This window comes from Acidimicrobiales bacterium (genome assembly GCA_035546775.1).
Classification (GTDB): Bacteria; Actinomycetota; Acidimicrobiia; order Acidimicrobiales; family JACCXE01; genus JACCXE01.
This window is the reverse complement of sequence record DASZWD010000047.1, coordinates 23,307-45,972: the sequence shown is the minus strand read 5'-3', so window position 1 is coordinate 45,972 and position 22,666 is coordinate 23,307. Positions and strand designations below refer to the sequence as shown.

Genomic DNA, 22,666 nt, shown 5'->3' with positions numbered 1-22,666 from the left:
CAACATACTTGCGTGCGCAAATATTCCGCCAGGTTTGGCGAAGGCTTTACCTGCTCTGCGGCTAAATCGCCCCGAACCGTCCGTACCGTGGAACCGTGGTTGACGACGCTGCTGTGAACGATCGCGCATACGGCGCCACCGTCGTGATCGTCGCCAACGCGTTGATCACCGTGGGCCTGTGGTGGCGCCACGGCGGCGTCGCCGCCGCCAGCGGGCCCGGCGGCGTGGCGACGGCCGCGGGCCAGCTCACCGGCCTGCTGGGCACGTACGCCGTGCTGGTAGAGGTGCTGCTGATGTCGCGGATCGGTTGGCTCGAGCGCGCCGTGGGCTTCGATCGGCTGGCGGTGTGGCACCGCTGGGGTGGATTCGCCGTGGTGTGGCTGCTGGTGGCCCACGCCGGCCTCATCACCGTGGGCTACGCGCAGGGCGAGCACGTCTCGCTGGTCTCGCAGACGGGCGACTTCATCCGCCACTACCCCGACGTCCTGATGGCGATCGTCGGAACGGCGCTGTTCGTCGCGGTCGGCGCCGCCTCGGTGCGCGCCGCGCGGCGGCGGCTGCGGCGCGAGACGTGGTACGGCCTGCACCTCTACGCCTACCTCGCGGTGGCACTCACGTTCGCGCATCAACTCGCCGTCGGCACCGACTTCAGCGCCGACCCCGTCGCCCGCGCGTGGTGGATCGCGCTGTACGCCGCGGTCGCGGGCGCCGTGCTGTGGTGGCGCATCGGCGCGCCGATCGCCTTCAACCTGCGCCACCGCCTTACGGTGCGCGCCGTGCACCCCGAGGCGTCGGGCACCGTGTCGATCTTCCTCGACGGCGCGAACCTCGACGCCACCGGCGCGCGGCCGGGCCAATTCTTCCTCTGGCGCTTCCTCACGCCCGAAGGCTGGGCGCGCGCCCATCCGTTCTCGCTGTCGGCCGCGCCGCGCTCCGACGTGCTGCGCATCACGGTCAAGGCGCTTGGCGACGACACGGAGCGCATCGCGTCGGTACCGGTCGGGACGCGCGTCTTTGCCGAAGGGCCGTACGGCACGTTCACGTCGCGGCGCCGCCAGCGCCACCGCGTGGCCTTCATCGCCGGTGGCATCGGAATCACGCCGCTGCGAGCGTTGCTCGACGAGGTCCGCCCCGACACGGATGCCGTGCTCGTCTATCGCGCCGCCGACGAGACCGACATTGCCTTCCGCCGCGAACTCGAGATGTTCTCCGAGCGCCGCGGCGTGCGCGTGCAGTACGTCGTGGGCCCCGAAATCGGCGACGACGAGACGGACAAGCTCGGTGTCCCGGCGCTGCGCGCCCTCGTCCCCGACATCGCCAGCCGCGACGTCTACCTCTGCGGCCCGCCCGGCATGGTCGATGCCGTACGCCGCCGCCTGCGCCGGCTGCGCGTCTCCGACCGGCAGATCCACTTCGAACGCTTCGCCTACTGAGGATGCCGATGAAACGCGCCGCTCCCGTTCTGCTCGCCACCGCGGGTGGCCTCGCCCTCCTCGCCAGCTTCAAGACCTCGACGGGCACGGCCGTGAACGCCGGCGACGCGGCGGCCACCACCGCACCCTCGCCGGCGACCACGACGACGTCCACGTCGACAACGACGCACACGACGGCCACGACCGTGCCGACGACCACGCGCCGCACGCTCCCGCCGACCACCGTCTTGGTCCACCGGACCATCGACGGGCCCAACGTACCCAACCAGTTCGGCCCGGTGCAGGTGCGCGTCACCTTCACCGGTCGCCACATCGACGACGTCGAGGCGATCCAGCTGCCCCAGGACCGCCGGCGGTCCGCCGAACTCAGCACCTACGCCGGGCCACGGCTGCGCCAGGAGGCACTCCAGGCGCAGTCGGCGCGCATCCAGGTCGTGTCGGGCGCCAGCTACACCAGCGAGAGCTACATCCGTTCCCTGCAGGCGGCGATTGACGCCAACGGCTAGCCGCCACACCGTCTCCTGCTGGGGCACGGTCATCAGGATCGAGGCCCGCGACCCGGTCGACGCCGCCGTCATCGACGCCGTCTTCGACTGGTTCCGCCTCGTGGACGCACGCTTCTCGACGTGGCGCGGCGACAGCGAGATCAGCCGCATCGGCGCGGGCACGCTGGGGGTCGAGGAGGCGTCGGCCGACGTCCGTGAGGTGTTGCTCCTCGCCGACGCCATGCGGACCTACACCGGCGGCGCCTTCGACATCGGTGTGGGCGCCGACCCGCGCGTGACGCGCTGGGAAGGACTCGGCGTCATCGATCCTTCCGGCATCGTCAAAGGCTGGGCGCTCAAGCGGGCGGCGACCATGCTGCACGACGCCGGGGTGCACAACTTCGCCGTCAACGCCGGCGGTGACGTCATCGTCGCCGGCCACGCGGCCGCGGGCGAGGCGTGGCGCGTCGGTATCCAGCACCCGTACCAGCGCGACCGCGTCGCGTGCACCGTCGCTGTGACCGACGGCGGCGTCGCCACGTCGGGTCGCTACGAGCGCGGCGACCACATCGTGGACCCGCGGACCGGCACGTCCGCCACCGCGCTCGTGGCCGCCACCGTGGTGGCGGACTCTCTTTCGTTCGCCGACGCCGTCGCCACCGCGCTGGTCGCCCTGGGCGCCGACGCCCCGCGCTGGCTCGAAGACCACCCGGACGTCGCCGCGTTCCTCATCGACCCCGCGGGTATGACGACGTCGACGGCCGCGTTCGACGCCTGCCGCGCCGACTAAGCGCGCCCGCCGGGGGACGGCACGCGGGCGAGCGGCACCACGACCACGGCGTCGATCCCGCCGGACGGTGCCGCGTCGAGCCAGGCGTCGCCGCCGCAGGAGCGCGCCACCTGCCGCACGACGGCCAACCCGAGGCCGGTGCCCGGCCGCGACGTGTCGGCGCGCCAGAAGCGCTCAAAGGCTCGCTCACGCGTGGCGGCGTCGAGGCCCGGCCCTTCGTCGCGCACGCGCAATCCGGCGCGGTCGTCCTCGCGACCGATGGTGACGGTGACGGTCGAGCCGGCGGGCGCGACCGCCAGCGCGTTGGCCACAAGGTTGTCGAGTATCTGCTCGACGGCGTCGGTGTCGATCGACGCCCACACCGGTGCGCCCACCTCGGCCACGATTTGCACGTCCTGTTCGGCGGCCACGTCGCGCCAGGCCTCGACGCGCGAGGCAACGGCCACCGCCAGGTTCGTCGGCGTGGTCGTCGGCGGGGCTTCGGCGCGCGCCAGCGCCAGCAGCCCGTCGACGATGCGGGTGAGGCGGTCGACTTCGGCGACCTCGACCGAGTCATCGCCCGATTGGCTCTCCATGCGCAGGCGCAGCGCGGTGAGCGGCGCCCGCAGCTGGTGGGCGGCGTCCGCCAGGAACCGGCGCTGTGACGACACCAGCTCGTCGAGGCGCGCCGCGGTGGCGTTGAACGTGCGCGCCAGTTCGCGGATCTCGGGCACGCCGCGGCCCGTGGGTGCGCGCGCCGCGAGGTTGCCACCGGCGACGTCGGCCGCGGCGCGCTCGATGGCGCGCACGGGCGTGGTCACGGTGCGCGCCAGCAGGTACCCGACGGCGGCGACCGCGGCGAGCACGACCGCCGACAGCGACGCCAGGAGCCACCAGGCGTCGCGGACGCGCGCGTCGCGCCGCGCCGTCGGTTCGCTCACGCGCACCACGCCGTGGAGATCGCCGCCGGACGTGACCGGCAAGGCGACGAAGAACTCACCGTCGGCGTAGCCGACCGTCCGCTGCTTATCCAGCGCCCGCGTGACGCCAACGACGCGCCGCGCGTCGCGGCCCTTCACCCCGGGAAAGGCCGAGTCGACGACGAGGCGGCCCTCGGCGTCGGCGACGATTATGCGGCCCCGGCCGCGCTCGCGAAAGTCGTCGAACACCGACGTGCCCGGCAGCGGCCCGCCGTCTTGGAGCGCGTCCTCGACCAGCGCCGAGACGGACTCGGCGTCGCGCTCGACTTGCAGGGTCAACTCGCCGCGCTCGCGATGCTGGAACAGCACACCGAACGGGATGACGAGCAGCAGCAGCACCGCCGCCGTGATCGTCACGTACGTGGCGACGAGCCGGCGGGTCAACTCTCGCCGGTTTCGAAGCGATATCCGACGCCGCGCACCGTCGCCACCCATTCGGGCCGCCCGAGCTTCTTGCGCAGCGACGCCACGTGCACGTCGAGCGTCTTGGTCGGCCCCCACCAGTGCTCGTCCCACACCCGGGCGATCAGGTCTTCGCGCCGCAGCACCGCTCCCGGGTCTTCGGTGAGCGCGGCAAGAAGGTCGAACTCCTTGCGCGACAGCACGACCTCTTCGTCGTTCACCGTCACCCGGCGGGCGCGGCGGTCGATGCGCAACGGGCCGAGCACCTGCGCCCCACCGGCGGTGGCCGTGGTGCGGCGCAACACGGCGCGCACGCGCGCCACCAACTCGCGCAGCCCGAAGGGCTTGACCACGTAGTCGTCGGCCCCCAGCTCGAGCAGGAGCACGCGGTCGAGCTCGTCGGCGCGCGCCGTCATGACGATGATCGGCACCTCGGACCGCTCGCGCAGCCGGCGGCACACCTCGACGCCGTCGAGGTCGGGCAAGCCGAGGTCGAGCAGTACGAGGTCGGCGTCGGGCGCCAGTTCGAGCCCACCGACGCCGGTGCTGGCGCGGTAGGCGGTGAAGCCCGCTTGTGTGAGCCCCTCGATGACGGGCTCGGCGATGTGATCGTCGTCCTCGATGACGACGACGGCGTCGCCGTTCACGGGCGGCGGTGCCGGCATGCGACGACGATACGGCCTGTGCGGCCGCGCATCAGTCCGCAGCGCCGGTGCTGAGCGTGACCTTGGCGCTGCGGCTGATGCCGGCGCTCGTGGTCCACTGCAGCGTGATCGTGTCGCCCGGCTTGTGACCGTGGATGCGATCGGTCAGCGAGTTGGCGTCGGCCACCGCCGAGCCGTCGACGGCGGTGATCACGTCGCCCGCCGCCAAACCCGCCGTGTCGGCGGGCGAGCCGGGCTGCACCTGGCCGACGAGCGCGCCGGCGCCGTTGTCGGCGTCGGTCGTGCTGACACCGAGGAAGCCGCGCACGCCGATGTGGATGGTGTCGGTCTCGACGCCCTGGCGGATCTTGCTCACGACGCCCATCGCGGTGTTGATCGGCACGGCGAAGCCTTCCCCGCCGCCGCTGCCGTCCTGGAACTGGCGGAAGCGGCCCTGGGCCGCCGCGGTGTTGATTCCGATGACCTTGTTGTGGTCGTCGAACATCGGGCCACCGGAGTCACCCGGCACGAGCGGCGCGTCGGTCTGGATCAGACCGTGCAGTGTGGCGCTGCCGTTGCCCACTTCGTCGGACACGGTGATCGACTGGTTGAGGGCGCGCACCGTGCCGGTCACCACCGTCGGCGCCCCGCCGCGCCCGAGGGCATTGCCGGCGGCGATGACGGAATCGTTCACACCGACTTTGCTCGAGTCGCCGATCGGGATCGTCGGCAAACCCTTGGCGTCGGCGAGGTGCAGCAGCGCCACGTCCTCGGTGGCATCCGTGCCGATGACGGTGGCGTTGTAGGTGGCGCCGTTGTCGGTGCGGGTGACCACGATGCGCGTGGCGCCTTCGATGACGTGGTTGTTGGTCAACACGTCACCGGTCGCGGTGAGGATCATGCCGGTGCCGGCGCCTTCGAGGCCGTTGATCGTCGACGACGTTTCGATGTCGACAATCCCGGCCGGCACGCTGGCGGTCGTCGTCCCGTTCGAGTTGCCGCCGAAGTTGGTCGAAGGCCGCTGCTGGAACGGCCCGAAGCCGGGCACCCGCGACGGGGTCGTGACCGGCGCGCTGGCGTTCGTGTTCTTCGTCTGGAACACCTGGGTGAGGGCACCACCGGCGACGGCGCCGAGCATGGCCAGCACGACGGCCGCGGCGATGACCCAACGCGACCACGGGTTGGCGCTCGCGACCGGCGCGGCGGCAGGCGGGGTTGCGGCCGGTTCGGCCGGCGGGAGAAGAGGCGGGTCGCCGGGCAGCGGCGCGGCGATCCACTCGGGGGCTTCAGGTGGACGGATGTCACTCATGCGATGCGGTGTCCCCACGTCAGGGCGGCGGCGGCAGCCGCGGCGCCAATCAACAATCCGAGGCCGGTGAAGGCCGCCGTCACCTTCTTGCGATGGGTGACGTAGCCGACGATGCGCCCGATGTCGTCGTACACCGACTTGAGCTGGTTGGCGCTCTGGGCGGTGAACGTCTTGCCGCCGCTACCCGAGGCGATGCGGGCCATGCTGGCGGGGTCCGACGGGACCGGGATCGTCTCACCGCGAATGGTGACCGTTCCGGCGTCGGTGCCGAAGGCGATGGTGTTGATCTTCACGCCGTCGGCCTTGGCCTGGGCCACGGCGTCGTCGACCGCCGCGGCCGCGTCCTCCTGACCGCGGGCCTGGTTGGGCACGCCGTCGCTCATGAGCACGATCGCGGCGGGCACCTTCTTGCCCTTGGCTCCACTGGCGACGCCCTCGGCCGACGCCAACGCCACGCGAATGGCGTCGCCGGTATTCGTGGCGCCTTCCGCGGTCAGGCCGTTGATCGCTTCTTTGATCGTGGTGCGATCGCTCGTCGGCGAGGTCACGACGCGGGCCTGCGTGGAGAACGCCACGAGGCCGACGCGGATGCCCGAGGGCAGCGCGTCGACGAAGGTGTCGGCCGCCTGCTTGGCCGCGGTGAGACGGTCGGGCGCCACGTCGGTGGCGATCATCGAACCCGACACGTCCATAGTGAGGACGACGGTCGCCTGCTGGCGCGGCGAGTGCACCGTGCGCAACGGCTCGGCGAAGCCGAGCACCAGCACGACGATCGTCGTCAACAACAAGACGGGGGCAACGTGGCGCTGCCAGCCCGGGCGTTTGGGGGCGACGCTGGCGAGCAGGTCGACGCTGGTGAAGCGCACGGCGACGCCGGCGCGCCGCCGTTCGTTCCAGAAGTACGCGCCGATGAGCGCCAGCGGCGCCACCAGCAGCAGCAGACGGAGGGGGCTGGCGAAACTCATGCGTAGGTCCGGGCGAAGGTGGTGCGGGTGGTGAGGAAGCGCAACACGTCGAGCACCCAGTCGCCGTCGGTGCGTAGCTCGAAGCTCGCGGCGCCGGCCTGCGCGATGTCGGCGCGGATGGCGTCGCGCCGTTCCGCAGCGGCGGCGGCGTAGCGATCGCGCAGGGCGCGCGAGCGCGTCTGCACTTCGAGCAAGCGCCCGGTCTCGGGGTCGACGACGCGCAGCATGCCGACGTCAGGCAGTTCGAGTTCGCGGCGATCGATCACGTGGACGGCCACGACGTCGTGGTGCAACGCCAGATGCGCCAGCGGCGTGCGCCAATCGCCCGGGTCGAGGAAGTCCGACGCCACCACAACCCGGCCGCGCCGGCGATGCGTGCGCTGCAGTTGCGTCAGCGCCGCCGCGAGGTCGGCGCCCGGCGAAGGGGCCGACTCGTGGCGCGGCGTGTCGTAGAGCGAACTCAACGCCGCGAGGACGGCGACGCGGCCCGTGCGCGCCGGCACGCGGCCGATGGCGGCGCCCCCGGCGGTCAGCAGCCCGAAGCGGTTGCCCGAGCGCGCCGCCATGAAGCCGAACGTCGCGACGGCGGCGAGGACGAGCTCGCGCTTCTCCCGCTCGGCGGTGCCGAAGTCGAGGCTGGCCGACTGGTCGGCCACGAACCACGTTTCGAGTTCGCGATCGGGTTCGGTCACGTGCACGTGCGGATGCATCGTGCGCGCCGTGAGATTCCAGTCGATGCGGCGGGCGTCGTCGCCGGGTTCGTAGCGGCGAGCGCCGACGCGCTCGCTGCCCGGACCGCGCCCGTAGGCCACGTAGGCACCGCTGAGCACGCCCTCGATCCGGCGCGTCACGTCGAGTTCGAAGCGGTGCAGTAACGCCGCCTTGGACGCGACCTGCGACGGCGTGGCCGCCGGGACTCCTTCGGGCGGCATCGCTACCCGACCGCCTCGAAGGCGAAGCCGACTTCGTCGCTCGCCGGGTCCTGCGACGGCGCCAGGTGTGGCTGTTCGATGGTGGCGAGCACGCGCTCGACGATGGCGTCGGGCGTCGTGCCCGCGGCGAGGGCTTCGTAGCTGAGCAGGATGCGGTGGCGCAGCACCTCCGGCGCGACGTCGCGGATGTCGCTCGGCATCACGTGGCGGCGGCCGTGCATCAAGGCGACGGCGCGCGCCGCCTGCACCAGGGCGAGCGAGCCGCGCGGGCTGGCGCCCAGCGCAATCTGGGGCGCCAGCGATTCGAGCTGCCACTTCTCCGGCTCGCGCGTCGCCATCACGAGGCGAACGGCGTAATCCTGCACCGCGTGGTGCACGAAGACGTTGTCGGTTGCCGCGCACAACGCGTCGAGCTGGGCGAGGCTGATGATTTCGTCGACCTCGGGGGCGCGCACGCTCATGCGGCGCACGATCTCGCCCTCGTCCGCATACGACGGCTGCTCGACGTTCACCTGCATCATGAACCGGTCGCGCTGGGCCTCGGGCAGCGCGTACACGCCCTCGGACTCGATCGGGTTCTGCGTGGCGAGCACGACGAAGGGGTGCGGCAGCGGCTTGGTCTGGCCGGCGATCGAGACCTGACGTTCGGCCATCACCTCGAGCAGCGCCGACTGCACCTTGGCGGGCGCGCGGTTGATCTCGTCGGTGAGCACGAAGTTGGCGAACACCGGCCCCCACTCGATGTCGAACTCTTCGCGCGACGGGCGCCACGTGCGGGTGCCGATGATGTCGGCCGGTACGAGGTCGGGCGTGAACTGGAGGCGGACGAACGAGCCGCCGACGACCTTGGCGAAGGTGGACACGGTCAGCGTCTTGGCGATGCCGGGCACGCCTTCGAGCAGGCAGTGGCCGCGGGCGAGCAGGCAGATCATCGTGAGCTCGATCATGCGGTCCTGCCCAACGACGACGCGCTTGACCTCGAACAGGGCGCGCTCGATGAGCGCCCCCGCCTGTTCGGCGTCGAGTGGTTGGGCGGCGGCGGGCGTCGTGCGGGGAGCCATGCCCAGCAGCATGGGCGCCGAACCTGGGAGTTTCCTTAAGGCGCCGACAAAGTTTCGTCAGACCTAAGGTGACGACAACTCACTGGGGGGCAACCAATGACCGATACCGATCGCCAGGACGGGTGGTTCACCGCGTCCGACGGCACCAACATCCACTACCTGCGGGCCGGCGACGCCGGCTCGTGGGTTGTCCTGATCCACGGCTACACCGGCAGCGCCGAGGGCAACTGGTTCGCCAACGGCATCGCCCAGGCGCTGGCTGTCAACCACCGCGTCGTCGCGATCGACTGCCGCAACCACGGCAAGAGCGACAAGCCCCAGCCGGGCGGGCCTGGACGGGCCAAGGACGTAATCGAGCTGATGAACCATCTCGACATCACCCGCGCCCACATCCACGGCTACTCGATGGGCGGCATGATCACGTCGCGCCTGCTGGGCTACATCCCCGAGCGCATCATCACCGCCACCTTCGGCGGCTCGGGCGTGATGGAGTTCGAAGACGAGTTCATCAACGCGACGCCGAGGGACAGCGACGGCGTCGACCCCGACGAAGCTCGCGTGAGCCGCAACCTGCGCATCTCCTTCGCCATGACCAACGGCAAGACGCGCGAGGAAGCCGAGGCCATCGCGGACACGCCCCGCGAGTCGCCCGTCGCCAACATCGACCCCAGCGCCATCCGCAAGATGTCGGCGGGTATCGAGTTGCGCAAGGTGAACTTCCCGGTGCTCGCCATCAACGGCGAGTACGACCGGCCCTTCGCCCACACGCACCGGCTGTGGCGCGAGCTCAACGACTTCACCAGCGTTGTGCTGCCGGGCAAGTCGCACCTCACCGCGATCGTCGCCGGCTCCATGCCGCCGGAGTACCTGAACGCGACCGTGCGCTTCGTCAACAGCAACGACGAGTAGCCGAACCGTACGGGTTGAAGGCGCGGCGGGGCGTCAGCGCACGCGGTCGAACAACGCGAACGCCTTGGCGTAGGCGGTCTTCGCCGCCTCGGTGTGATAGCCCGCCGTCTGCGGCACGGCGAAGCCGTGGTTGGCGCCCTCGAGGATGTCGGCTTCGCCGCGCCCATCGGGCATCGCCCGCACCGCCTCGATGAACGGCACGTTGGCCTCGGGCGACTGCATCTTGTCCTCGGAGCCGAAGGCGACGTAGAGCGACCCGTCGATCGAGGGCACGAGCAGGTGGGGCGAGTCGGGCTGGTCCGTCGTGCAGTACGACGGGTGCATACCGACGCCGGCGGCGAAGCGGTCACCGTGGTGCGCCATTGTCATGACGACCGAGCGCGCCCCAATGCAGTAACCGATGCATCCCATCGGCCCGTCGCTCGCCGCTGGATCGGTGGCGAGATGATCGAGCAGCGCGACGAGGTCGGCGTCGACCATTGCCTCGGTCGTGCCGCCAAACGCGGCACCGAACCGTTTCATCGCCTCCTCGTCCTTGCGCATCTCCGCGGTGACGACGAGCCACGGTTCGAATCGGTGATACCGGTCGTGGCTCACGACGTAGAAGCCGCGATCGGCGATCCACTGCATTGATTCCTTGGAGCCGTCGTCGAGGCCCGGGCCGTGGTGGAAGTACACGACCACCGGATACGAGCCAACGCCGTCGGGGCGCACCACGTGGATCCCCATGTCGCCGTCGGGCGTCGCAAGCGTCAGCGTCTCGTTCACGCCGTGACGGTAGCGAGCAGCGCGGCGATGAGCGTGTCGCCCAGCCATTGCTCGTACTTGTCGCGGCTCCAGCCGCGCTCGCCCACGAGGTTGTTATAGGTGCTTGGGCTGGCGATGACCCACATGACGTCGGTGGCGTCCTTGGCCGTGAGCCCTTCCCGCAGCGCCCCGCGCCGCGCCAGCGCTTGGGCGACGTGGCGCTGGTCGTCGTGGCGCGCCTGCTGCTGACGGCGGAAGGTGTCGGCGATCTCGGGATCGGACGCGGCTGCACCGGTCATCACCTCGTAGAGCGGACCCATCGTGGCGCCGATTCCCGTGGCGATGGTGGCGAGGAGGCGCAGTTGCTGGCGCGGATCGCGCTCGCGCTCCATCGCCTGCCAGTCCGGGCGCTGGCGCAGCGGCCCGCCACCCTCGCCGGTGACGGCGCGAGCGCGCAGGGCGTCGAGGATCGCCTTCTTGTTGCCGAACACGGCGTACACCGTCTGCACGGCGACGTCGGCCGCGTCGGCGATCGCCGCGATGGTGGCGGTCGTATACCCCTCGGCGAGGAACAGGTCGAGGGCGGCGTCGAGCACGCGCTGGCGCGTCGCCTCGGCCTTTTCCTGTCGCCGCGTCATTCCCCTCTTGACATCCGTCGCCACACTCATAGAGTAACACTCTATTAATAGAGTGTTACTCTATCGAAGGAGAACCAGCCGATGACCCTCACGATCGAAACCACCGATCTCGTCGCGCGCGCCGCCGCCCTCGCCCCGGAACTGCGGGCGCGCGCCGCCGAAGGCGAGGCGCAGCGCACCATGCCGGCGGACCTCGTCGCCACCATCAAGCACGCCAGCTTGTTCCGCTTGGCGCTGGCCGAAGAACTCGGTGGCTTGGAAGCGGCGCCGCTCACGATTTTCGAGACGATCGAAGAACTCGGGCGGGCCGACGGATCGGCAGCCTGGACGACGTTCATCGGCAACACCGGCACGCTGCTGGCGTGGCTCGAGCCCGACGCCGCTCGCGGGCTGCTCGCCGGCGATCCCGACCGACCGGTCGCCGGTACGTTTGCGCCGCTCGGCCGCGCCGTGCCGACCGGTGACGGGTTCGTGGTCTCGGGCCGCTGGCCGTGCGCCAGCGGCGCGCTCCACAGCGAGCTCGTCATGGGCGGCGTGCTCGTGATGGACGGCGACGTGCCGCGCTTCGTCGGCGACCGCCCCGACTGGCGCTTCGCCTGGTTCCGTCGCGACGACGTCGCCGTCATCGACACGTGGCACGCCCCGGGGCTGCGCGGCACCGGCAGCCACGACATCGCCGTCGACGCGGTGTACGTCCCGGCGGACCACACGTGCTCGCCGATGTTCGAGCCGGCGCGCATCGACCGCCCGCTGTTCCGGTTACCGATGTACGACCTGCTGGCGCCGCTGGTGACGGGCTTCGCCGCCGGCGTGGGGCGCGCCGCGGTCGACCGCTTCGTCGAGATCGCCCAGACCAAGCGGCGCGGCATCGGCCCGACGGTGTGTGACGACGAGTACGCCCAGATCGTGGTCGCCCAGGCCGACCTGCAACTGCGCGCCGCCCGCTCCCTGTTCGTCGACGCCATCGGCGACGCGTGGGCCACCGTCACCCGCGGCGACGCGTGCACGGCGCGCCAGCGCGCGGCGGTCATCGGCGCGCAGCAGCTCATCCTGCGCGCCGGGCTCAACGCCGTCGACACGCTGCTCCCCTTCGCGGGCGCCAGCTCGGTGCGCGACGACGAACCGCTGCAGCGCGCCGCCCGCGACCTGCACGCGGCGCGCCAGCACATCGTGTTCTCCGCCGATGCCATGAAGCGCGTCGGGCGCGTCACGTTCGGCCTCGAGCCGGACGACTACATGCTCTAACCCCACCCAATCGGGGTTGCAGGGTCAGTACTCGTTCTTGATGACGAAATACGAGCCGCGGATAGTGCCAGCCAGCTTGGACTTCTGGCGCGCCCACTTGAACGCGGAGAGCTCCTCGGGCGGATCCATGCCTTCGGACAGCTTGAAGCCGACGGCCCGCTTGCCTTTGTCCTCGAGCGTGTACAGCACGTTGATCGCCAGACCGCTCTCGTAGAAGACGTGGGTCCAGCGGATGCCGTCGACGTGCAGCTCGGTGGCCTCGAGCGGCTTGGCCTTGATCACGATGCCGCGCTCTTCCTTGAGGATCCGGGCGACGTAGCCGACGAGTTTCTTCGCCTTGCTCGCCGGCTCGACGACGAAGTCGGCGTCGTACTTGGTCTTGAAGTAGCGCGCCTCGTTGGCCCGCAGGCCGGCGAGCGCATCGGCCACCGGTGACGATTCGAGGCCCACGGTCGACACGTCCTTGAAATCGACGAGGTACGGCTTGTTCGCTGCGGGCATGTACGGCTCCTTGGGGTTACGGGCGATTCCAGAATTCCAGCGCCCAGTTCGCCAGCGGGATCTGCCCGCTGACGACAGGCGCCTCGAGTCCGGCGCGGCGGGCGCGCGCCGCATTGCCGGCACCGATGATCGACAGCTTGAACGCCGCCAGCACGATATAGAACTCGACGTGGTCGACGGCGCGACCCGACACCTCGGCGTAGCGCTGCGCCAGCTCGTCGGCGCGGTACATCCCCGGCATCTCCGCGCACTCCTGCGACGGGTGGATGGGCGGGCGATCGGTCGTGCCCCAATACAGCATCGTGTAGCCGACGTCGGCCAGCGGGTCGCCGAGGGTGGCCATCTCCCAGTCGAACACGCCGACGATGTCGCGCCGCGTCGACGCGTCGAGCATGACGTTGCCGAGCCGGTAGTCGCCGTGCACGATCGTCGCCGCCGGCGAGGGCGGAATGTTGGCGCCGAGGACCGAGGCGAGTTCGTCGATGACGGGGTCGTCGTCGACCTTGGCCCGGTGCCACTGATCCGTCCAGCGCCGCACCTGGCGTTCGAGGTAGCCCGTGGGCTTGCCGATGTCGGCGAGGCCGACGGCGCCGTAGTCGACGGCGTGGATCGCCGCGAGCACCTCGACGAAGCGGTCACACAGCGCAGAGGCGTCCGCCGCCGTGATCCCGTCGAGCGCCGCCACCTCGTGAGGCACGACGCCGTGCAGCCGCTCCATGACGTAGAACGGCGCCCCGATGACCGAGTCGTCGTCGCAGAAGGCGAACGCGGCCGGCGTCGGCACCGGCGTGTCGCGCAGTGCCGAGTAGAAGCGGTACTCGCGCCCGACGTCGTTGGCCGTCGGCAGGAAGGCGGTGACCGGCGGGCGGCGCACCACGAGCTCGCGCCCGCCGACGCGCGCGCCGATCGTCACGTTCGAGTGACCACCGCTGATCAGCTCGGTCTCGATCGGCGCGTCGTCGATCCCGTCGACGTGGTCGACGATCCAGCGCCGCAACGCCTCGGTCTCGCGCTCCTCCATACCGCGCCCGTTCTAGCGAAGGAAGCGCGCCACGGCGGCCTTCGACGCCTCGACACTGATCTGGAGCACCGCCGGCTCCAGCGTGGCGATCGACGTGAAGCCCCACAGCAACGTGGTGACGAAGCCGATGAAGGCGACCTGCTGGCTGCGCTTCAGTTCGCGGCGGCGCACGGCGCGCTCGGTGATGTCGACGAAGAACTCGGCGTAGGGCGTCAGGTGCAGGTCGATGTGCGCCAGGTCCGGATGCCGACGCTCGACCAGCAGGCGCGACGTGAACAGCAGCCCGACTGGGTCGTCGACGAAGGCGGCGTAGGCGGCGTCGAACACGGCGTTGATCTCGTCGACGAGGGTCGCTTGGCCGGCGATCGCCTTGGCGAACTCGGCGTACAGCGCCTCGACGCTTTCGCCCCACACCAGTTCGAACAGCGCGGCCTTGGAGGACGCGTAGTTGTACAGCGCCATGGCGGTGACGCCGGCGTCGGCCGCGATGGTTCGCATCGACGCGCCCGAATAGCCGCGCGCCGCGAACGCGTCGCGCGCCGCCAGCAGCACCTCGTCGCGCTTGTTCGCCCTAACGGTCCAACTCCATCCCGTCGAGATCGCCGCGCTCGCGCCAGTCGACGAGCAGCTGGTTGAAGGCGTTGATGCCCGCCGCGTACACGCCCGAGCTGAGCCCACCCTGACCCTGGCCTTCGTTGTTGTAGTAGCCGGGCGTGCAACTCTCGAAGAAGCCGAGAGCGGCGGTCATGGCCCCGAAATTGTCGATCAGCTCGCACCAGGCGCGCTGGCCCTCCTCGCTCGGCTCGATCGTCGTGGCGCCGCGGTCGATCGTCTCCTTGATCAGGTAGGCGATGTGCTGGGCCTGCTCGTCGAACATCTGGGTCATGTTCACGCTGAAGGCGTTCTGCGACATGCCGATGTAGAACCAGTTGGGGAAGCCGCGGGTGGTGAAGCCGTGGAGCGACTTGATGCCGCCGCCCCAGTGTTCGAACAGCGACAGGCCGTCGCGCCCGTTGACCGGCAGGCCGATGCGGCGCTCCAGCTTCGTGGTGATCTCGAAGCCCGACGCGAAGATGATGCAGTCGACTGCGTATTCGACGCCGTTGGCGACGACGCCCTTCTCGGTGATGCGGCCGATGCCCTTGGACTCGCTCACGTCGACCAGCGTCACGTTGTCGCGGTTGAACGCCGGCAGGTACTCGTCGTTGAACGTGGGCCGCTTGCACATCTGGCGGTAGTACGGCTTGAGCGCCTCGGCCGTGGCCGGGTCGTTCACCGTCTCCTCGACGCGCCGGCGGATCGAATTCATCTTGCGGAAGTCGGCCAGCTCGACCGCCTTGCCGATGTCGAGGATCGAGCCGCCACCGCTCAGCTCCGACGTCATGTTGCGGAAGATGTCGGTCCAGCCGTCGTTGACGAGGTCCTCGTCGAACTGCTCGCCCGCCAGGATGCCGGCGAAGTTCTCGCGCCGCGCTTTCTGCCAGCCGGGCGACAGCGACTTCCACCAGTCGGGATCGGTCGGCTTGTTGCCCCGCAGGTCGACCGACGACGGCGTGCGCTGGAACACGTAGAGATGCTGCGCGCACTCGGCGGTGCGGGGCACGCACTGGATGGCCGTCGCCCCGGTGCCGATGATGGCGACGCGCTTGTCGGCCAGACCCGTCATGCCGCCGTTCGTGTCGCCGCCGGTGTAGTCGTAGTCCCAGCGCGCCGTGTGGAACGAGTGGCCCTTGAAGTCGTCGATGCCCTCGATGCCCGGCAGCTTCGGACGGTTCGCCGGGCCGAGCGCAAAGATGACGAAACGCGCCCTGATGTCGTCGCCGCGGTTGGTCCGCAGGTGCCAGCGCTTGATGCTCTCGTCCCAGTCGACCGACCGCACCCGCGTCTGGAACCACGTCTTGTCGTACAGGCCGTAGTGCTTGCCGATGCGGCGGCTGTGCTCGTAAATCTCCGGGGCGAAGGAGTACTTCTCCTTAGGCATGTACTCGAGCTCTTCGAGCAGCGGTAGGTAGCAGTACGACTCGATGTCGCACTGCGCGCCGGGGTAGCGGTTCCAGTACCAGGTGCCGCCGAAGTCGGCCCCGGCCTCGATGATGTTGAATTCGTCGATGCCGATCTCGGTGAGGCGCGCCCCGGCGAGCAGCCCGCTGAACCCGCCACCGATGACGACGACGTTCGCCTCCGCGTTGATCGGAGCGCGCTCGATCGGCGCGTCGACGTAGGGGTCTTCCTCGTAGTAGTGGGCAAAGCGACCGGTCAGCTCGATGTACTGCTCGGCGCCATCAGGACGCAGGCGCTTGTCGCGCTCCGCCTCGTACCTGGCGCGCAGCTCGTCCGGATCGAATCCCAGCTCTTCGGTCGTCGTCACCCAACAAATGTACGGTCGTATACCTGGCGGCGCAATGGCAGAAGGCGTAACAGAAGTCGTCGGACGTCGTCACGTCTCGTAGCGTGGCATCCGTGGCGATATCGGCGGTGCTGTTCGACCTGACAGGCGTGTTGACGACGTCGCCGTGGCCCAATCTCACCGCCGCTGCGGGCGGCAACGTCGAGTTGCTCGTCGGCGCGTACCACGAGGACGGCGACCACCCCTGGCATCGCCTCGAGCGCGGCGAGATCGGTTTCGCCGAGTGGTTTCAGGAAGTCAGCGCGCTGGCACAGGCCGCGGGTGTCGAACTCGACCTGACGCCGATGGCGGCGCTGCGCGAAGAGATGGTGGTGTTCCCCCACGTCGTCGAGCGCGTCCTCGAGTTGCGCCGCGACGGTTACAAGACGGCGCTCATCACCAACAACGTGCGCGAGGGCTCGAACCTGTGGCGCAGCCTCATCCCGGTCGACGAGCTGTTCGACGTGGTGGTCGACTCGTCGGCCGAAGGCGTGCGGAAACCGAACCCGGCGATCTTCGAACTGGCGCTCGCCAAGTTGGGCGTCGCCGATCCGGGCGATGCGGTATTCCTCGACGACCTCGAGAGCAACGTCGACGCGGCGCGCGCCGTCGGGCTGCGCGCCATCCTCGTCGGCGATCCGCCCGACGCCGCGCTCGACGAACTCGACGCGCTCCTCGCCGCCAACTAAGCGAACGCGTCGCGCAGGAACGCAATGATGCGCGCCAGGCTCTCCGGATCGAGGTGTGTGCCCGGGTCGTTGTAACCGACCCCCGACGTGCCCGTGTCTTCCTTGAACACGTGGTTGGCGTTCGGCGGGAAGGCGAAGGTCACGTTGGTCATCCCGGCGGCGGCGCGCTGTAGCGGGTCGCCGTCGAGGTGGGCATCGATCTGCACGTCGCGCCCGCCGATGAGCACCAGCGTCGGAATGGTGACCTGCTTGAGTGCGTCGCACGCCGACTCGTTCCACAGCTCACGGGCGAGCGGGAGGTTCGCCGGTGTGTCGAAGCTCAGCAGCACCATGCGCACGCTCTCGGGCAGCGCCGGATCGGGATCCATCGGTTGTCCGGCGGAGTAGCGCGTCGCGGCGGCGCGTACGAGCGGCATCAGCTCGGCACCGCCGGGAACCTGCCTCGACTGCAGCTCGAGCTGCGACAGCAGCACCTCCGCAATCGGACGCCCGGGCGGGGCGGCGAGGACGAGACCGACGAACGGCACGTCCTGCGTACTGGAGGCGTAGTGCAACACGTGCAGCGTGCCTTCGCTGTTGCCGAACCCCGCGATCCGCGAACGGTCGACGCGCCCGTCGCCGACCAGCGCGCCCACCGCGGCGACAAGCTCGTCGAGGTGCGACTGCATACTCAGCTTGCCGATGAGTCGGGGGACGTTCTGCATCGCGTGGGGCCCCGACGCCCGCTTGTCGTAACGCAGCGACGCGATGCCGGCCTCGGCTAACGCCTCGGCGAACAAGCGGCCGCTCCCGTTGCTGCCGGGCAACAACGGCGAGCACCAGTCGCGATCGGTCGGTCCACTCCCGGCGACGAGCACGACCGCCGGAAACGGCCCCTCGCCGTCGGGGCACACCAGCGTGCCGTACATCGTGATGCCGTCGAGTATCCAGGAAACCTCGCGCCCGTCCATACCGGCATTCTCGCCGCGGATCAGGGGTGCCCGACGAGCGCGGCGCAGGCGCGGGCGATCGCTTCTTCCTCGCGGGCGGTTACGACGGCGGCGGCCAGCGGGCTGTCGGCGTGGGAGATCACGGTGTCGCCCGTCGCCGCGGTGTTGCGGGCCGCGTCGAGCCCGAGCCCGGCAAAGGCGAACTGATCGCACACGCGGGCGCGCACCTCGGCGCTGTGCACGCCGATCCCGCCGGTGAAGACGATCGCATCGAGGCGGCCCAGGGCGGCGGCCATCGCCCCCACGCCGCTGGCGACGCGGTGCACGAAGGCGTCGATGGCCAGCGCCGCCCGCGCACTACCCACGTCGCGGGCGGCGACGACGTCGCGCAGGTCGCCGCTCGTGCCCGACAGCCCGGCGAGGCCCGACCGGTGCTCGAGCACGTTCTCCACCTCGTCGACCGTCGCTCCGGCGCGCAGCAGGTGCAGCACCAGTGCCGGGTCGACGCTGCCCGAGCGTGTCGTCATGATCAAGCCGTCGAGGGGTGTGAGGCCCATCGTCGTGTCGACGCTGCGACCGCGCTCCACTGCGGTCACGGAACTTCCGCCCCCGAGGTGACACGTCACGAGGCACAACTCGTCGACCGGGCGCGCCAGCAGCGCCGCGGCCGTGCGCGCCGCGTGCTCGTGGCTGATGCCGTGAAATCCGTATCGACGCAGCCCGGTGGCGAACCAGTCGTACGGTCCGCCGTACACGGCGGCGGCGTCCGGCAGCGTGTGGTGAAACGCCGTGTCGAACACCGCCACCTGCGGTGCGCCGGCGACGGCCCCACACGCCGCGTGGATCCCGTCGAGACCGGCCCGATTGTGCAGCGGGGCGTACTGCGCTGCCGCCTCGATCGCCGCTTCGACGCCGGCGTTGACCACGACCGGCGCAGTCAGCGTCGCTCCGCCGTGGACGATGCGGTGGCCGACGGCAACAACGTCGTATTCGTGCGCCGGGCTCTCGCCGATCGCCTCGCCGATGGCGGCGACCCGATCGCTGTCGGCGGCGAGCGCCGTCTCACGCGCCCACAATTCGGCAGACGCGTCGGCGTTGAACAGCGCAAGCTTCAGCGATGTCGAACCGACGTTGACGACGAGCACCGCCGCCGTCACGTCACGCGTCCCAGCGCCAGTGTGCGACTTCGGGAATGTCCTCGCCGTGGTCGCGGGTCCACGCCCGCGCCCGGAAGCGGGCGTCGACCATTTCCTGGCGCACGTCCGCGGCGCGTTCACCCAACCCCTCGACGCGGTCGATCACGTCCATCACGAGGTGGTAGCGGTCGAGATCGTTGAGCATGACCATGTCGAAGGGCGTCGTGGTCGTGCCGTTCTCCTTGTAGCCGCGCACGTGGAACCGTTCCTGGTTGGTCCGCCGGTACACCAACCGGTGGATCAACCACGGGTAACCGTGGAAGGCGAACACCACCGGCGCGTGCGTGGTGAACAGCGCGTCGAACTCGACGTCGGTCAACCCGTGCGGATGCTCGCTGGCCGGCAGCAGACGCATCAGGTCGACGACGTTGACGACGCGCACCCCCAACGACGGAACGCGCTCGCGCAGCATGGTGACCGCCGCGAGGGTCTCGAGTGTGGGCACGTCGCCGGCGCACGCCAACGCGACGTCGGGTTCACCGTGGCCGCCGTCACTACTCGCCCACTCCCAGATGCCGAGCCCGCGGGCGCAGTGTTCCGCGGCCGCCTCGGCGTCGAGCCAGTCGAACTGCGGTTGCTTGCCCGCGACCACGACGTTCACGTACTGGCGCGACCGCAGGCAGTGATCCATCGTCGACAGGAGCGTGTTGGCGTCGGGCGGCAGGTACACGCGCACGACCTCGGGCTTCTTGTTCATGACGACGTCGAGGAAGCCCGGGTCCTGGTGCGTGCTGCCGTTGTGGTCCTGCCGCCAGACGTGCGACGACAGCAGGTAGTTGAGACTCGGGATCGGCTGGCGCCACGGCACGGCATTGGCCGCTTCGAGCCACTTGGCGTGCTGGTTGAACATCGAGTCGACGATGTGGATGAACGCTTCGTAACACGTGAATACGCCGTGCCGGCCGGTGAGCAGGTAGCCCTCGAGCAGCCCCTGGCACACGTGCTCGCTCAGCATCTCGATCACGCGTCCGTCGCGCGCCAGTCGCTCGTCGCGGGCGTCGATACGGATCTGCCAGTCGCGCCCGGTGACGTCGAGGATGTCCTGCAAGCGATTGCTCGCCAGTTCGTCGGGAGCGAAGGTCAAGAAGTTCGTCGGGTTGGCGCGCGTCACCTCGCGCAACCAGCTTCCGAGCACGCGTGTCGCCTCGTGCTCGCTCTGCCCCGGCCCACGCACGTCCACGGCGAACTCGCGCCAGTCGGGCAGGTGCAGGTCGACCACCTTCTCGCCGCCGTTGGCGACGGGATTGGCGCTCATCCGCCGGTTACCCGCCGGCACCAGGGCGCGCAGCTCGGCGCCGGGTGCGCCGGCGTCGTCGAAGAGCTCCTCGGGCCGGTACGAGCACAGCCACTCCTCGAGCACCTGGCGGTGACGATCGTCGCCACGGGCGTTGGGCAGCGGCACCTGGTGGGCGCGGAAGGTGCCTTCGACCTGGACGCCGTCGACGACCGGCGGGCACGTCCACCCCTTCGGCGTGCGCAACACGATCATCGGCCAGCGCCAGCCGGCCGCGGGAACGTCGCCGCCGCGTGCTCGCGCCTGGATGTCGGCGACGGCGTCGAGACACGCGTCGAGCGCGGCCGCCATCGCCTGGTGCACCATGCCGGGATCGTCGCCGGCGACGACGTGCGGGTCGTAGCCGTAGCCGCGCAGCAACGAGTCGAGATCGTCGGGCGGGATGCGCGCCAGCACGGTCGGATTGGCGATCTTGTATTCGTTCAGGTGCAGGATCGGCACCACTGCGCCGTCGCGCGCCGGGTCGAGGAACTTCGGCGCGTGCCAGCTCGTCGCCAGTGCTCCGGTCTCGGCCTCGCCGTCGCCCACTACGCAGAACACGACGAGCGACGGGTCGTCGAGCGCCGCGCCCGTGGCGTGCAGCAGCGAGTAGCCGAGCTCGCCGCCTTCGTGGAACGAGCCGGGCGTCTCGGGCGCGCAATGACTCGGCACGCCACCCGGAAAGGAGAACTGGCGGAAGAACGCCACCATGCCGTCGCCGTCCTGCGCGATGTGGCTGTAGCGCTCGCTATAGGTGCCCTCGAGCCAGGCGCAGGCGTTCGGGCCCGGCCCGCCGTGACCCGGACCGGCGACGAACACCGCGTCGAGGTCGCGCTCGATGATGGCGCGGTTGGCGTGCGCCCACACGAGGTTGAGTCCGGGCACGGTGCCGAAGTGGCCGAGCAGGCGCGGCTTGATGTCTTCGGGTTGCAATGGGGCCGGCGGCAGCGGGTGCGACATCAGGTAGATCTGGCCAACGGCGAGGTAGTTGGCGGCGCGCCACCAGGCGTCGACGCGCCGCAGCATCTCCTCGGGCAGCGGACCGGGCACGACGTTGAGCACCAGCGGTTCGGGAGCGATGGTCTCGCCCGCGCCCGACGTGTCGAAGTCGGCGGCGGTGTCGCCGCCCATGCTGGCGAGGCGGTCGGTCATGCCCTTATCGTGCCCGCTACCGGAACCCTGAGTCGCGGTGCGGTTCGTAGGGCTCCTCGAGCCGCGCGATCTCGTCGGCCGAAAGCGTCAGGTCGACGGCGGCCACGGCGTCGTCGAGGTGCTGGGGCTTGGTGGCCCCGACGATCGGCGCGGTGATGCCCTGCTTCGACAACAGCCACGCCAGCCCGATCTGCGCTTGCGGGACGCCGCGTGCGCTCGCGACCTCGGCGACGCGGTTGACGATCACTTCGTCGCTCGGGTTGTACAGCAGTTTGCCGAACTCGTCGGTCTCCGAACGCGCGGTGACCGAGTCCCACTGTCGGGCGACGCGGCCGCGCGCCAGCGGGCTCCACGGAATCAGCCCGATCCCCTCCTTGCGGCACAGCGGGATCATCTCGCGCTCTTCCTCGCGGTAGATGAGGTTGTAGTGGTTCTGCATGCTGACGAAGCGCGCCCATCCGTTGCGATCGGAGACGGCGAGTGCCTGCGCGAACTGCCAGGCCCACATCGACGACGCGCCGATGTAGCGCACCTTGCCGGCGCGCACCACGTCGTTGAGCGCTTCGAGCGTCTCCTCGATCGGCGTCGAGTAGTCGAGGCGGTGGATCTGGTAGAGGTCGATGTAGTCGGTGCCGAGGCGGCGCAGGCTGTGGTCCACCTCGGTGAGGATCGCCTTGCGCGAAAGCCCGCCACCGTTCGGGCCCGGACGCATCACACCGTGCACCTTGGTGGCGATGACCACGCCGTCGCGGTCGACACCGAGATCCTTCAGGGCGCGGCCGAGAAATTCTTCGCTGGTGCCGCCGGAGTACACGTTGGCAGTGTCGAAGAAGTTGATGCCGGCGTCGACGGCCTGTTTGAAGAACGGCCGCGACGCCTCCTCGTCGAGCGCCCACGGATGCGACCCCCGCGACCCGTCCGCGTACGTCATGCAGCCCAAACAGATGCGGGACACGTCGAGACCAGTGCGACCGAGCTTCACGTACTCCATGCGCCGTGT

22 protein-coding genes are annotated in these 22,666 nt (G+C 70.1%); 6 read left to right on the top strand and 16 right to left on the bottom strand.

What is annotated here, in order from left to right; genetic code table 11:
* Positions 1-113 precede the first annotated feature (113 nt).
* From VHC63_11575 to VHC63_11565, 3 genes are read left to right on the top strand one after another with little or no spacing between them, the layout of a single operon-like run.
* Positions 114-1,433, top strand: coding sequence for a ferredoxin reductase family protein (locus tag VHC63_11575; GenBank protein HVV37235.1), 1,320 nt, complete (start codon positions 114-116; stop codon positions 1,431-1,433).
* An 8-nt stretch (positions 1,434-1,441) separates the two neighbouring features.
* Positions 1,442-1,939 carry an FMN-binding protein gene (locus tag VHC63_11570; protein ID HVV37234.1) on the top strand — a complete coding sequence of 166 codons (498 nt, stop codon included), beginning with the start codon at positions 1,442-1,444 and terminating at the stop codon, positions 1,937-1,939.
* Entirely contained in the window at positions 1,923-2,708 is a 786-nt protein-coding gene (locus VHC63_11565; GenBank protein HVV37233.1) for an FAD:protein FMN transferase, read from the top strand. Before VHC63_11570 ends, VHC63_11565 begins: the two co-directional genes overlap by 17 nt.
* Here the strand turns inward: VHC63_11565 and VHC63_11560 are convergent.
* Genes VHC63_11560 through VHC63_11535 form a run of 6 tightly spaced genes read right to left on the bottom strand, consistent with a single transcriptional unit; the run spans position 2,705 to position 8,992 of the window.
* Positions 2,705-4,051: a HAMP domain-containing sensor histidine kinase gene (locus VHC63_11560; protein HVV37232.1), complete on the bottom strand. Its 1,347-nt coding sequence runs from the start codon at positions 4,049-4,051 to the stop codon at positions 2,705-2,707. The two genes, VHC63_11565 and VHC63_11560, sit on opposite strands and share 4 nt — an antisense overlap.
* Complete coding sequence (locus tag VHC63_11555; GenBank protein HVV37231.1) at positions 4,048-4,734, bottom strand: response regulator transcription factor; 687 nt, start codon at positions 4,732-4,734, stop codon at positions 4,048-4,050. Before VHC63_11555 ends, VHC63_11560 begins: the two co-directional genes overlap by 4 nt.
* 31 nt (positions 4,735-4,765) lie before the next feature.
* Positions 4,766-6,022, bottom strand: coding sequence for a trypsin-like peptidase domain-containing protein (locus VHC63_11550; protein HVV37230.1), 1,257 nt, complete (start codon positions 6,020-6,022; stop codon positions 4,766-4,768).
* Entirely contained in the window at positions 6,019-6,987 is a 969-nt protein-coding gene (locus tag VHC63_11545) for a VWA domain-containing protein (GenBank protein HVV37229.1), read from the bottom strand. The genes VHC63_11550 and VHC63_11545 overlap by 4 nt, the downstream gene beginning before the upstream one ends.
* On the bottom strand, positions 6,984-7,919 hold the full coding sequence (locus tag VHC63_11540; GenBank protein HVV37228.1) for a DUF58 domain-containing protein: 936 nt from the start codon (positions 7,917-7,919) through the stop codon (positions 6,984-6,986). Before VHC63_11540 ends, VHC63_11545 begins: the two co-directional genes overlap by 4 nt.
* A gap of 2 nt (positions 7,920-7,921) precedes the next feature.
* Positions 7,922-8,992 (bottom strand): MoxR family ATPase, encoded by a 1,071-nt coding sequence (locus VHC63_11535; protein ID HVV37227.1) that lies wholly within the window; start codon positions 8,990-8,992, stop codon positions 7,922-7,924.
* An 84-nt stretch (positions 8,993-9,076) separates the two neighbouring features.
* Here VHC63_11535 and VHC63_11530 point away from each other — a divergent pair, with 84 nt between their 5' ends.
* Positions 9,077-9,889, top strand: a complete 813-nt coding sequence (locus VHC63_11530) for an alpha/beta hydrolase (protein ID HVV37226.1) — start codon at positions 9,077-9,079, stop codon at positions 9,887-9,889.
* 33 nt (positions 9,890-9,922) lie between these two features.
* On the opposite strand, the gene VHC63_11525 is transcribed toward VHC63_11530, so the two are convergent.
* Both VHC63_11525 and VHC63_11520 read right to left on the bottom strand, forming a co-directional pair.
* Positions 9,923-10,657, bottom strand: coding sequence for a dienelactone hydrolase family protein (locus VHC63_11525; protein ID HVV37225.1), 735 nt, complete (start codon positions 10,655-10,657; stop codon positions 9,923-9,925).
* Positions 10,654-11,304, bottom strand: coding sequence for a TetR family transcriptional regulator (locus tag VHC63_11520; protein ID HVV37224.1), 651 nt, complete (start codon positions 11,302-11,304; stop codon positions 10,654-10,656). Before VHC63_11520 ends, VHC63_11525 begins: the two co-directional genes overlap by 4 nt.
* A 51-nt stretch (positions 11,305-11,355) precedes the next feature.
* Between VHC63_11520 and VHC63_11515 the strand changes: the two genes are divergently transcribed.
* Positions 11,356-12,519 (top strand): acyl-CoA dehydrogenase family protein, encoded by a 1,164-nt coding sequence (locus VHC63_11515; GenBank protein ID HVV37223.1) that lies wholly within the window; start codon positions 11,356-11,358, stop codon positions 12,517-12,519.
* 24 nt (positions 12,520-12,543) lie between these two features.
* Here VHC63_11515 and VHC63_11510 read toward each other — a convergent pair whose 3' ends face one another.
* From VHC63_11510 to VHC63_11495, 4 genes are read right to left on the bottom strand one after another with little or no spacing between them, the layout of a single operon-like run.
* Positions 12,544-13,020 (bottom strand): phage tail protein, encoded by a 477-nt coding sequence (locus tag VHC63_11510; protein HVV37222.1) that lies wholly within the window; start codon positions 13,018-13,020, stop codon positions 12,544-12,546.
* A 16-nt stretch (positions 13,021-13,036) separates the two neighbouring features.
* On the bottom strand, positions 13,037-14,041 hold the full coding sequence (locus tag VHC63_11505) for a phosphotransferase family protein (protein ID HVV37221.1): 1,005 nt from the start codon (positions 14,039-14,041) through the stop codon (positions 13,037-13,039).
* A gap of 12 nt (positions 14,042-14,053) precedes the next feature.
* The gene (locus tag VHC63_11500) at positions 14,054-14,593 is read right to left on the bottom strand and encodes a TetR/AcrR family transcriptional regulator (protein HVV37220.1); all 540 of its coding nucleotides are present in this window, start codon (positions 14,591-14,593) and stop codon (positions 14,054-14,056) included.
* 19 nt (positions 14,594-14,612) lie between these two features.
* On the bottom strand, positions 14,613-16,409 hold the full coding sequence (locus VHC63_11495; protein HVV37219.1) for an NAD(P)/FAD-dependent oxidoreductase: 1,797 nt from the start codon (positions 16,407-16,409) through the stop codon (positions 14,613-14,615).
* A 92-nt stretch (positions 16,410-16,501) separates the two neighbouring features.
* Here VHC63_11495 and VHC63_11490 point away from each other — a divergent pair, with 92 nt between their 5' ends.
* Positions 16,502-17,116, top strand: coding sequence for an HAD family phosphatase (locus tag VHC63_11490; protein HVV37218.1), 615 nt, complete (start codon positions 16,502-16,504; stop codon positions 17,114-17,116).
* On the opposite strand, the gene VHC63_11485 is transcribed toward VHC63_11490, so the two are convergent.
* The 4 genes from VHC63_11485 to VHC63_11470 are packed head-to-tail and all read right to left on the bottom strand — an operon-like array spanning position 17,113 to position 22,657.
* Entirely contained in the window at positions 17,113-18,066 is a 954-nt protein-coding gene (locus VHC63_11485) for an alpha/beta fold hydrolase (protein HVV37217.1), read from the bottom strand. The two genes, VHC63_11490 and VHC63_11485, sit on opposite strands and share 4 nt — an antisense overlap.
* A 20-nt stretch (positions 18,067-18,086) precedes the next feature.
* A complete protein-coding gene (locus VHC63_11480) occupies positions 18,087-19,202 on the bottom strand; it encodes an acetate/propionate family kinase (GenBank protein HVV37216.1) in 1,116 nt (371 codons plus the stop codon).
* A 1-nt stretch (position 19,203) separates the two neighbouring features.
* Positions 19,204-21,666: a phosphoketolase family protein gene (locus VHC63_11475; protein HVV37215.1), complete on the bottom strand. Its 2,463-nt coding sequence runs from the start codon at positions 21,664-21,666 to the stop codon at positions 19,204-19,206.
* A gap of 16 nt (positions 21,667-21,682) precedes the next feature.
* Positions 21,683-22,657: an aldo/keto reductase gene (locus VHC63_11470; protein HVV37214.1), complete on the bottom strand. Its 975-nt coding sequence runs from the start codon at positions 22,655-22,657 to the stop codon at positions 21,683-21,685.
* Positions 22,658-22,666: the final 9 nt, after the last annotated feature.

Excerpts from the sequence above, each read along its gene's own strand:
- VHC63_11555 (HVV37231.1), bottom strand. The coding sequence starts at position 4,734 with ATGCCGGCACCGCCGCCCGTGAACGGCGACGCCGTCGTCGTCATCGAG.
- VHC63_11530 (HVV37226.1), top strand. The coding sequence starts at position 9,077 with ATGACCGATACCGATCGCCAGGACGGGTGGTTCACCGCGTCCGACGGC.
- VHC63_11475 (HVV37215.1), bottom strand. The coding sequence starts at position 21,666 with ATGACCGACCGCCTCGCCAGCATGGGCGGCGACACCGCCGCCGACTTC.
- VHC63_11485 (HVV37217.1), bottom strand. The coding sequence starts at position 18,066 with ATGGACGGGCGCGAGGTTTCCTGGATACTCGACGGCATCACGATGTAC.
- VHC63_11520 (HVV37224.1), bottom strand. The coding sequence starts at position 11,304 with ATGAGTGTGGCGACGGATGTCAAGAGGGGAATGACGCGGCGACAGGAA.
- VHC63_11545 (HVV37229.1), bottom strand. The coding sequence starts at position 6,987 with ATGAGTTTCGCCAGCCCCCTCCGTCTGCTGCTGCTGGTGGCGCCGCTG.
- VHC63_11535 (HVV37227.1), bottom strand. The coding sequence starts at position 8,992 with ATGCTGCTGGGCATGGCTCCCCGCACGACGCCCGCCGCCGCCCAACCA.
- VHC63_11570 (HVV37234.1), top strand. The coding sequence starts at position 1,442 with ATGAAACGCGCCGCTCCCGTTCTGCTCGCCACCGCGGGTGGCCTCGCC.
- VHC63_11540 (HVV37228.1), bottom strand. The coding sequence starts at position 7,919 with ATGCCGCCCGAAGGAGTCCCGGCGGCCACGCCGTCGCAGGTCGCGTCC.
- VHC63_11510 (HVV37222.1), bottom strand. The coding sequence starts at position 13,020 with ATGCCCGCAGCGAACAAGCCGTACCTCGTCGATTTCAAGGACGTGTCG.
- VHC63_11470 (HVV37214.1), bottom strand. The coding sequence starts at position 22,657 with ATGGAGTACGTGAAGCTCGGTCGCACTGGTCTCGACGTGTCCCGCATC.
- VHC63_11505 (HVV37221.1), bottom strand. The coding sequence starts at position 14,041 with ATGGAGGAGCGCGAGACCGAGGCGTTGCGGCGCTGGATCGTCGACCAC.
- VHC63_11550 (HVV37230.1), bottom strand. The coding sequence starts at position 6,022 with ATGAGTGACATCCGTCCACCTGAAGCCCCCGAGTGGATCGCCGCGCCG.
- VHC63_11515 (HVV37223.1), top strand. The coding sequence starts at position 11,356 with ATGACCCTCACGATCGAAACCACCGATCTCGTCGCGCGCGCCGCCGCC.